5 protein-coding genes are annotated in these 11,178 nt (G+C 61.0%); 4 read left to right on the forward strand and 1 reads right to left on the reverse strand.

The genetic code is table 11. From position 1 onward, the window contains the following. Window positions 1–225 precede the first annotated feature (225 nt). The 4 genes from FJ398_20895 (at window position 226) to FJ398_20910 (ending at window position 9,568) form a co-directional block, all read left to right on the forward strand. A complete protein-coding gene (locus tag FJ398_20895; protein ID MBM3840372.1) occupies window positions 226–513 on the forward strand; it encodes an HU family DNA-binding protein in 288 nt (95 codons plus the stop codon). A 276-nt stretch (window positions 514–789) separates the two neighbouring features. Further along, a complete protein-coding gene (locus tag FJ398_20900) occupies window positions 790–2,721 on the forward strand; it encodes a hypothetical protein (GenBank protein ID MBM3840373.1) in 1,932 nt (643 codons plus the stop codon). Window positions 2,722–2,974: 253 nt separating this feature from the next. After that, window positions 2,975–3,916: a tRNA glutamyl-Q(34) synthetase GluQRS gene (locus FJ398_20905; protein ID MBM3840374.1), complete on the forward strand. Its 942-nt coding sequence runs from the start codon at window positions 2,975–2,977 to the stop codon at window positions 3,914–3,916. Between the two features lie 45 nt (window positions 3,917–3,961). Next, on the forward strand, window positions 3,962–9,568 hold the full coding sequence (locus tag FJ398_20910; protein MBM3840375.1) for a hypothetical protein: 5,607 nt from the start codon (window positions 3,962–3,964) through the stop codon (window positions 9,566–9,568). A gap of 143 nt (window positions 9,569–9,711) precedes the next feature. Here FJ398_20910 and FJ398_20915 read toward each other — a convergent pair whose 3' ends face one another. Further along, window positions 9,712–10,893, reverse strand: coding sequence for a lactonase family protein (locus FJ398_20915; protein MBM3840376.1), 1,182 nt, complete (start codon window positions 10,891–10,893; stop codon window positions 9,712–9,714). Window positions 10,894–11,178 lie beyond the last annotated feature (285 nt).

The following is an 11,178-nucleotide window of genomic DNA, read 5'->3' on the forward strand; positions in this document are numbered from 1 at the left end:
CTCTTTGTTGGCTTTTCGACTCATGCTTCGTGCATCGGCTTGGGTCAGCACGATTCTGAGTCAACCGGCCCCTCCCCCACTCCCCCTCCCCTTTTCTATGGTCACTATTAATTGGATTCAATTCGTGGGGAAAAGTTTTTGATTTTGTCCTTGCACCACCAGCATGAAACGGCTTTCATTACGCGCAAGTCTGAAAGACTTCACCAAACCTAAACTATAGAGAGTATGGCAAAACCACTGACGAAATCTCAGATTGCAGCAGCGATCGCCGAAAAGGCCGGCACTACGAAAAAAACCGCCGGCGAAATCCTCGAACATGTCGCCGAGCTGGCTTACAAAAACGCCAAGAACAGCTTTACGCTTCCGGGTCTCGGCAAGCTCGTGCTGGTGAACCGCAAGGCCCGCATCGGCCGCAACCCGGCCACGGGAGAGGAAATCAAAATCCCCGCCAAACGGGTGGTCAAGTTCCGCGTCGCCAAAGCGGCCAAGGACGCTATCCTGGGCGGCAAGTGATTGAAGTCGTTTCGCAAGGGCACTCCGATTCGTCGGGGTGCCCTTTTTTGTTTCCTCGATTCTGTTTTGAAAAATGCCTTTTGGGTGGAACAGGCCCCCAGCCTGTTGCGGCAGGCTGCCAACCGGCTACCAGCCTGCCGCGATTTCGGGGGCAAGTTGCCGCCGCAAACGGGCTGGTAGCCCGTGCCACCCATTCTTAAGACACGCTCTTGCGCGTGTTTTGAAAATGAAAATTGCCGGTCCCACCCAAGAGTCTATAATCCGCCGCCATAATTTATGAGACGAGCCGCTTTGCCCCTGGCCTGGTTGGGAGGCGTTTCCTTGTTCCTTTCCGCGAACGCCGCCATCATCACTGTTACCACCACCAATAACATCAGCCCCGGCGCGGGCGAGACTTCGTTGGCTCAGGCGCTGGCGCGAGTCGCCGACGGCGACGATATCCGGTTCAACATTCCCGGGGCGGGACCGCATTACATTGCCACGCCACCGGAGGGTTATCCGCAAATCAAGAAGAGCCACCTCACGATTGACGGCTACAGCCAGCCCGGATCGGCCCCCAACACGAATCCGATCCTCGCGCCCAACAACGCCCGCATCCGCATCTTTCTCGATTCGCGGAACGGAGGACGGACGGTCCTGGATTACGACGGCTACGGCACGTCAGAGAGCGCGATCCTCGGCGTTGTGGGCGGCGCGAATTTCACCGTGCGCGGCGTCGGTTTTCTGGGCCGCCTTGTCCCCGAAACGTCCGATGCCGATCCGGCGATCTATTGCGTCTCCTTCGCCGTGAAGGCGACCGACGGCCGCGTCAGCGGTTGCTGGATGGGCGTCGATGCCGACGGTAAAACCGTCGCCGGCGCCAACGCCGGCGTGACCGGATTTCGCTTCCGCGAAGGCGCCGACGCCTTTTTGAGCGACAACATCGTCGTCGGCGTGCCGGCTCGATCCACGAATGCGCCAGCGGGTTTCAACGTCATCGTCGGGATGAAAATTCCTGTCATCGTTGAAGGCGCCAACCTGCGCGTCGCGGGCAATTTCATCGGCGTCCTGCCGAACGGGACAAACGACTACAGTCTGACGCTGGCAGGCCTTCCCAACGAAGGCGGAATTCAGGTAGGACGGCACGGCGGCGGCACGCTGATCGGGACGGACGGCGACGGCGTCAATGACGAGAACGAGCGGAATATTTTCGGCGGCGTGATACCGCGGACGATTGCGAACTACAGCGCCACCGGCTACAACCACGTCATTGAATTCTACGGCGGCGGCCCGCGCACGAACGTCGTGATGGCCGGGAATTATTTCGGCGTGGGCATCGACGGCCAAACGCGCTTCACCAACGGCGTCCCGCTGGTCAGCGGCCAGACTGCCACCACGCGCATCGGTTCCGATTTCGATGGGAAGAGCGACGCCGTGGAAGGCAATGTCATTTTCAACAACTACCCTTCGAGTCTGTTCACACCGGAGGTGCTGGTGCGCGATTTTTTGGATGGCCTGGGCCAGGACGCCATCGTTTCGCTTCGCGGAAACAAGCTCGTCAACAACTTCGTGCCGCCGGTGAGTCCCCTCCGCAGCAGCGGGGCCTTCATCACCAATTACTACGCGAAGGCGCTGCTGGATCCCGGCCAGGGCATCGCGCCCGTCCTCTCTACGAACAGCGCCGCGAATCGGCTGATCGGGACCGTCCCGGTTGCGGATACGAATCTTTTCCCCGCGACGATTGTCGATGTTTATCTTCCCGACCAGGAAGGGTTGGCGAGCCGGGTTCCGGAATTGCCCGGCGGTTTCATTCAGGGCGCGGCTTACCTCGGATCTTTTGTGGAAGGATCGGGCGCGGACTTGAATCCCAAACCGGGCGAATTTGAGTTCGACATCACCAAGCTGAATCTCGCGGTGGGAATCGGTGTGACCGTGACGGCCAATTTCTCTCAAGAGTCGGCTGGCACACCCAACGCTCCGACGCTCACCACGCTCTTTTCCGAGGTCGTCCAACTCGGCAAGCCCGTTCAAGTCGCTCCCCCGACAGCGCCGCGGCTTGTCCTGGCGCGTGACGGAAACAATTTGACGATCAGTTGGGAAGGCACTGGATTCACCCTGCAATCCGCTGGCGTCGTGACTGGTCCCTGGACCAAAGAAACCACAACCGCCAACTCGTTCAAGACGCCCCTCGCCCCCGGCACGAAATTCTATCGGCTGACCAACCAGTAGTCCGCGCCGTTCGCTCGTAGTCAGGGACGGAGTGGAATCCGTCCCTACCATCGCTAACAGTATTGGACCTCCCAAAAAGATGGACAAAAGAGCGGCGAGCCAATCGTTATCGATGCACAGCTCGGCAGGAGCCTCGCTCCACCACCGTTTACCGAGGCGTTGCCCGAGCCTCACGCTTCACGTTTCACGCATTACGTTTTACGCATTACGCATTACGTTTCACGCTCCCTGCCGGCGGTGCTAAAGAATCGCCGTGACCGACGAATCATTCCGCCGCAGAACTTACCGCGGCCGCCTCGCCCCTTCGCCCACGGGCTTTTTGCACCTGGGCCACGCGCGGACGTTTTGGATCGCGCACCAGCGGGCGCTCGACTGCGGCGGCACGCTCGTCCTGCGGGTCGAAGATCTGGATCGCGCCCGTTGCAAGACGGAGTTTACCCGGGCGCTGTTCGAGGACTTGCGGTGGTTTGGAATCCACTGGCAGGAAGGCCCGGATTGCGGAGGAGCTTTCGGGCCGTACGTCCAAAGCGAGCGGCTGGAGCTTTATCGCGCAGCGTTTGAGAAGTTGCAGAATCTGGGCGCGGTGTATCCCTGCACCTGTTCGCGCAAAGACATTCAACAGGCGTTGCAGGCGCCTCACGCCGAGGACGACGAACCGATTTACCCCGGCACGTGCCGCGAGCGTTACGTTTCACGTTTTACGGATTACGCCTTGGCGGATGTGTCAATCGCCAATCGGCAATCGCCAATCGGCAGTCCCCAATCACCGATTGCCAACCGCCCATCGCCAACCGCCGAGAGGAAAATGAACTGGCGTTTCCGGGTACCCGACGGCGAGGTTGTTTCCTTTGTCGATGGCGGCTTTGGCCCGCAGCGGTTCACGGCCGGGAAGGACCTCGGGGATTTCGTGGTCTGGCGGCAGGACGGCTTTCCCTCGTATCAACTGGCCGTGGTCGTGGATGACGCGGCCATGCAGATTACGGAAGTCGTGCGGGGCGCGGACTTGCTGAGGTCCACCGCGCGCCAGCTCCTGCTTTATCGGGCGCTCGGCTGGTCTGCGCCGGCGCTTTATCATTGTCCGTTGATGACGGACGAAGCGGGTCAAAGGTTGGCCAAACGGCACGACGCGCTGAGTCTGCAGGCGCTGCGTGGGCAAGGGTTGACGCCGGAGTCGCTCCGCAAGGAATGGAATTGATCAATCGCGAAGGTTCGCCTACTAATCACGGCATCGCTGCAACCCATGCTAACCAAGCGCACGTTGACCGCTGTTGCTATGACTTCCCCCGCAAATGTACTCCTGGCTTTTCTCCTCACCTTGACGGCCAGGATCAGTCTCCCGCCCGCCCGCGCCGACGATTCCATTCTGATCTCAGAATTCATGGCCGCGAACGATCGTTCCGTCCTCGACGACCTCGGCGAGTATTCGGATTGGATCGAAATCTACAACGCGGGCACCAACGCCGTGAATCTGGCAGGCTACTCTCTCACGGACGAACAGGCGAATCTGACCAAGTGGCGCTTCCCCGCGACCAATCTCCCTCCACAACGATACCTGACAGTTTACGCGTCGGGCGCTGACCGCGCCAAGCCGGGGCAGCCATTGCACACGAACTTCAAACTCAACGCCGATGGCGAGTACCTGGGTCTGGTCAAACCCGACGGCAAAACCATCGCCAGCGAATTCGCCCCGACGTTCCCGCCGCAACAGGAAGGACGGTCTTACGGGCTGGCGATCGAAGACGTCCGCACGGAGGCGCTGATCGCGCCGGGGGCGGAAGCGCGAATTCTCATTCCCACCCGCAGCATCGGCACGGAATGGATTCAGCCTGCATTTGACGATTCATCCTGGGTGAAGGCCAAGACCGCGCTCAAGTTCGACAAGACCACCGGGCCGCTTAGTTTCGACAACCTGGACGGCACCGATATTGAGGCGCAAGTGAGCGGAGTGAACGCCACAGCTTACGTCCGCCTCGCCTTTGCCGGAACCGACCTTTCCAACGTGAACGATCTCCAGCTCCTGATGCGGTATGACGACGGATTCGTGGCTTATTTGAACGGCCAGGAAATCGCGCGCCGGCTGGCGCCTGCCGCGCTGGAGTGGAATTCCTTTGCCGTCAACGCGCGCTCCAACGCCCTGGCGCTCGTCAGCGAGCGGATCAATCTGATCGACCGTTCGAGCCTGGTGCGGCCCGGACAAAACGTGCTGGCAATTCACGCGCTGAACCGAAGCCAGTTCGATCCGGACTTTCTTCTGCTCCCGGAATTCGTGGCGCGCCAGACCAAGACGCTGACGAACGTGTTTCGGTTTTTTAACGCGGTCACTCCCGGAGGGGCGAACGTAGCCGGCCTTCCCGGCTCGGCGGGCGAAGTGCGGTTTTCGCGAGACACCACGACATTCGTCGATCCCTTCCTGTTGACCCTGAAGCCGGCGGAACCCGTTCCCGGAGCCGTGATTCGCTACACGCTGGATCGGTCGCTGCCGGGGGACACTTCGCCCATTTATTCCAGTTCGTTGAACATCAGCACCAGCGCGCAGGTGCGGGCGCAATTGTATGCGCCGGGATTGTTTCCGGGCCCCGTGCGGACGGAAAGCTTCATTGCGCTGAGCGCGAACGTCGTGAATTTCACTTCGGATCTCCCCATTCTTGTGATTCACAGTTTCGGCGGCGGCCGGCTCAACGGCACGTCCTACCTGCCGGCGGTAATGACGATTCACGAGCCGGTCCGGGGACGCAGCGCGCTGACCAACGCGCCGGATTCCTCCACGCGAGCCGCATTCAAGGATCGCGGTTCCAGCACCGCCAACCAGCCCAAGCCGAACTACGCGGTGGAAATATGGGATGAAGCCAACCGGCCTAAGGATTTTTCCATTCTCGACCTGCCGGCGGATCCGGATTGGGTCTTCCACGCCCCTTACAATTGGGATCCGTCCCTCATCCGCAATCCCCTGGCCTTTGCGTTCGGCCACCGCACGGGCCGCTACGCGCCGCGCTATCGTTTTGTGGAAGTGTACGTCAGCTCCGGAACTGTCAACGGGCCGATTTCCTCCGCCAGCTACGCCGGGGTTTACAACATCCTGGAAAAAGTCAAACGCGGCAAAGACCGCATCGATATCGACGAACTGCTCCCCGGCGATGCGGAACCTCCGGGCGTGACCGGGGGATACATTTTCAAGATTGACCGGCTGGACCCGGGCGATGTCGGCCTTCATGCGGGCGGCCGGGAAATCGCGTATGTCGAACCGAAAGAAGCGGAGATCAAACTGCCTGAACGTTTCGCGCAACGCCAGTATCTCACGAACTATTTCAACGCCTTCCGGGACGCGCTCAACAGCGCCAACTTCGCGCACCCGACGCTTGGCTACGCGCCCTTTGTCAATGCCGCCGCCTGGATCGATTTCCACGTCGTCGATACCCTCACCTGGAATGTCGATGCGCTGCGTTTGAGTTCGTTCTTTCACAAGCCGCGCAATGGTCCGCTGGTGTATGGCCCGCTCTGGGATTACGACCGGACGCTCGGCTCCCAGGACAGCCGCGACGACAATCCACGGGAGTGGGGCGCCAACTTCTTCACCGAAGTCTGGTGGAGCCGGCTGTTTCGCGATCCCAACTTCTGGCAACGCTGGATCGACCGCTGGCAAGAACTGCGCGAAGGCCCGTTCAGCCACGAGGAAGTTCTGAACCTGATTGACTCTCTGGCGGCGGAGGTCGCCGAATCCGCGCCGCGCGATTTTGCCAAATGGCGGCAGCCCAAACGTGGAAACTCTCAGGCCGGCGAGATCAATTTCTTGAAGAACTGGCTGACCAACCGGATCGATTTCTTCGACACGAATCTGCTCCAGAAACCCATTTTCAGCCGCGTGAGCGGACCGCTTTTCGCCGACTTCAACCTCACCATGACCGCGCCGGATGGAGCGACGATTTACTACACGCTGGACGGATCGGACCCGCGCCTTCCCGGCGGCAACGTGTCGCCCTCGGCGCTGATTTACAGCGGCCCCGTCGCGTTGGCGCAGAAGGCCACGGTGAAGGCTCGCTCCCGCAACCAGAATCACCGAAACCTGGTCGGCGGAAGCAATCCGCCGGTTTCAAGTCCGTGGTCCGGCTTGACCGAGGCGCGCTTCTCGGAGTTCGCTGAACCCAGCGCGGGCGACTTGATTGTCACCGAGATTCACTACAACCCTGTCGCGCCGACGCCCGCGGAACGAGCGGCGGACGCCGCGATCACGGCGGACGATTTCGAGTTCCTTGAATTGAAGAACGCGAGCGGGCGAACGCTCGATCTGCACGGTGTCGCGTTTTCCAGCGGCATCCAATTCACGTTCGGCAACGCCTCCGATCAGGCCTTGCCCGCGGGCCGGCGGCTGGTGCTGGCCAAGAACCGCGACGCTTTCAGCCGGCGCAATCCGACCGTGCCGCGTTCCGCCATCGTCGGGCCCTATTCTGGCAACCTGGACAACAACGGCGAACGCCTCGCCATGCGGAACACGTCGGGCGAAACGATTCTGGACTTCGCCTACGCGGACGGCTGGCATCGCGCGACGGACAGTTTGGGCTTTTCCCTCGTGCTGGCGGACGAAAGCACCGCCGCGGAACAACTCGGTCTCCGGTCCGCGTGGCGGGTCAGCGCGAAGCCGGGAGGTTCGCCGGGCGAAACGGATCCGGCCCCGCCGGCGGTTGCGCCTATCGTCATCAACGAAGTTCTGGCTTACGGGGACCGGAAAGATGCGATTGAGCTGTTCAATCCCGCTGGGGCTCCGGCGCACGTGGGCGGGTGGTTCTTGAGCGATGATCCCGGCGCGCCAAAAAAGTTCCGGATTCCGAACGGCACTACGATTCCGGCCGGCGGGTTCAAGGTGTTTGACGAAGACGACTTCAACAACAACCCAGACCGTTCGGCGGGTTTTTCATTCAACCGCTTTGGCGAACAGGTCCATCTGTTCGCGGCGGACAGCGCGGGAAATCTTCAAGGGTACACGCACGGCTTTGCCTTCGAGGGGTCGGAGCCGGACGTGACCTTCGGGCGTTTGGTGAACAGCGCGGGGCAAGAACAATTCGCGCCCCAACTCGCTGCTTCCCTCCAGGCCGCCAACACCGGACCCAAGGTCGGCCCCGTCATTGTCAACGAGATCATGTATCACCTTCCGGCCGTGTTCGCGAACGATCGCTACTGGGACAACGACGAGGACGAATACATCGAGCTGCACAACGCCACCGCGCAGCCCGTGCCCCTCTTTGATCCGGTCCATTCGACGAACACCTGGACGCTGCGCGGCACCGTGGATTTTGAATTTCCGGCCAATCAGGTCCTCGCTGCGCAAGGGTATTTGCTGGTGGTGACTTTCAATCCTGCGACGAAGCCGGCGCAACTATCCGCCTTCCGCTCCAAATACAAGGTGGCTCCTGACATCGGAATTCTGGGCCCGTACAAAGGACGGTTGGACAACCGGGCGGGCAGCGTGAAGTTGTTCAAGCCGGGCGAACCGGAGCCCGCCCCCGGCACAAACTCCGCGCGAATTCCAACGATTCTGGTGGACGCAATTGATTATTCGGACACGGCGCCGTGGCCGGTCGCTGCGGATGGGATCGGCCATTCGCTCCAGCGGAAAGGCAGCACTCAACACGGAAATGACCCCGCGACCTGGAGCGTTGCCGCGCCCACACCTGGAACTGCGAATAAACAACCGACGCCTCCAGCCATCACCCGGCAGCCGGCGAGCCAGATTGTCGTTGGCGGATCGGACGTGACGTTGAACGTGCTGGCCGAAGGCGCCGGGCCGTTTGCCTATCAATGGCGTTTCCAGGGCCAAAACTTGCGCACCGCGACCAACGCGGCGTTGTCCCTCAGCGCGATCAACGGCGCGAATGCCGGAGAGTATCAGGCTGTCGTCGTGAATGGCACGGGCGCTATGGCGAGCGCCCCGGCCCGGATCACCGTGCTCGAACCGCCGAAAATCGTTCTCCATCCGCGCAGCCGCAACGTGAACCCAGGCGTCAATGTCCCAATCGCCGTTTCGGTGAAGGCCGCCGGACCGGTCACGTATCAGTGGCGTTTCAACGGCGCGAACATTCAGGGAGCTACCGGAGCCAATCTGGTGTTGACCAACGCGCAGTTGCCGCAAAGCGGCGCTTACGACGTCGTGGTCGCGGATCGCATTGGCTCGAGGACCAGCGCCCCGGCGATCATCAACGTGCTGGTCCGTCCGCAAATTGTGCTCCAGCCGCAAGGCCAGATGGCGCTGGTGGGCGATACCGTAGTCCTGAACGTGGCGGCGACCGGCACGCCACCGCTCAGTTATCGCTGGCGGCGCGACGCCACGACGCTCCCATTTGGAACCAATGCGACGCTGGTTTTGGCCAACGTGCAGTTGTCCGACGCAGGTTCCTACAGCGTGCTCATCACGAACGTTGCGTCCGCTCGAACGCCAGCCATCAGCCTGGACGCGCCGCTGCTGGTTTTTGCCGATTTCGACAAGGACCGCATGGCGGACGTTTGGGAGGCCGCGAATGGTTTGGCGACAAACAACGCCGCGGATGCATTGCTGGACGCGGATGGCGACGGCTTAACCAACGCGCAGGAGTATCTGGCCGGCTCGAACCCGAAGGACAAGAGCGATTCGTTCAAGCTGGAATGGGCCAAAAAAGATGCTGCCTCCGCGCACCTCCAATTCCTTGCGCGCTCGAACCGGACTTACACGGTGCAATTCAAGGACTCGTTGAATGCGGAGGCGTGGCTGAACCTGATGACGATCGCGTTCCGCGCCACCAATCGCGTGGAAACGATCCTCGATCCCGCCCCGCGCGCCCAAGGCCGCTTCTACCGCCTGGTCGCGCCGGCTGTGCCGTGATTCATGGTGGGAGCGCCGGCATCCCTGCCGGCGAGCGGACTTTGGATATTCGTCTCCAAAATATCCCCCCGAAGGAGGCGATAATCGCCCGGCAGTTCTTCGCTCAAATGTAACGGCAGGGATGCCGGCGCTCCCACGGTCTCTCAAAGGGCGAGAAACTTCACGCACACCGGCGCGGGCACGGGAAGCGTCTGGCCGGTCGGATTCAGCGCGCCGGTCTTGGGGTCGATGCGGAACACCACCACCGTGTCGGAGTTCTGGTTCGCGGCCAGAAGATATTGGCCTGTGGGATCAATCCCGAAATTTCGCGGCGTTTTGCCTTGAGTCGATTCGTTCTCCACAGCCGTGAGCTTGCCCGTGTTTTCATCGATAGAAAACACAGCGATGGTGTCGTGGCCACGATTCGAGCCGTAGAGAAACTTGCCCGAGGGATGAACCTGCACTTCCGCCGTCGAATAGCCGCGCTGCACTTCGCCGGGCAGCGTCGAGATAGTTTGAATTTCGGTGAGGGTTCCGCGGCCGGCGTCGTAGGCGAACGCCGTGACATTGCACAGAATCTCATTGATGACATACGCATATCGGCCTGCCGGATGGAACGCAAAATGGCGCGGACCGGAACCCGGCTTGACGGACGCAGAAGGCGGATCGTTCGGCACGAGCGTGCCTTTGGCTGGATCGAACTTGTAAATCAGAACCTTGTCGAGGCCGAGATCGGCAGCGGCGGCGAAACGGTTCGCGGCGTCGAGATTGATCGAGTGCGCGTGCGGCTCTTTCTGGCGCGACGGATTCACGCTCGACCCGGTGTGCTGGATGAACGCGCTGGCCTCGGCGAGCTTGCCGTCGCCGCCCACGGGCAACGCGGCGATGCTGCCGCCGCCGTAGTTGGCGACGAGCACGTTTTTGCCGGCCTTGTCCACGACCAGATGGCAAGGGCCGTCGCCGCCCGATGATTGCTGATTCAAAACCGTCAGCTTGCCGGTTTGCCGATCGATGGAAAACGCGCTGACGGAACCGGCTCGCTTGCCGCCGAAATCGGCGACTTCGCCGACGGCATATAAGAATCGGCGGCTCGGATGAACCGCGAGGAATGAAGGGCTCTTGGTTTCGACGGCGAGCTCGACGGGCGCGAGCTGGCCGGTTTTCAGATCGAGCCGGGAAACGTAAATGCCTTTGCTTTTGGCGTCCGTGTAGGTGCCGAAATAGACCCGCATTTCGCGAGCGTTCGAGGCGGGTTCAGCCGCCTGGGCAGACGAACGAACCGAAAGCACGAGGGCCAGAGTGGCCGCCAGAGAGACGATCAATTGGAAAAAGGAGAAGTGTTTCATGGCGGCATTAAAGGAGGATCACCGCGGATTGTCGAATCCTGTTTAGCGGGCAAACCCACGCGCTGTTCTGCATGTGCACACTTCTCGAACTATGCACGGATTTGCCCATTTCTCCTTTTGCGAATTTGTTTCGGGTTTCGACATTCTGATTTGGAGTCTGAGAGCCTGTCTGAAAATTCCGTGGGAGTCCTGTTTTCGCAGAAAAGGCCGGATGGCGAGGCACGACGAGGGAGGATACCCGCAGCGGTCTCTGACCGAGGAGCAACGAAGCCAGACGGCTTTTTC

Source organism: Verrucomicrobiota bacterium, assembly GCA_016871535.1.
Lineage (GTDB): Bacteria > Verrucomicrobiota > Verrucomicrobiia > Limisphaerales > SIBE01 > VHCZ01.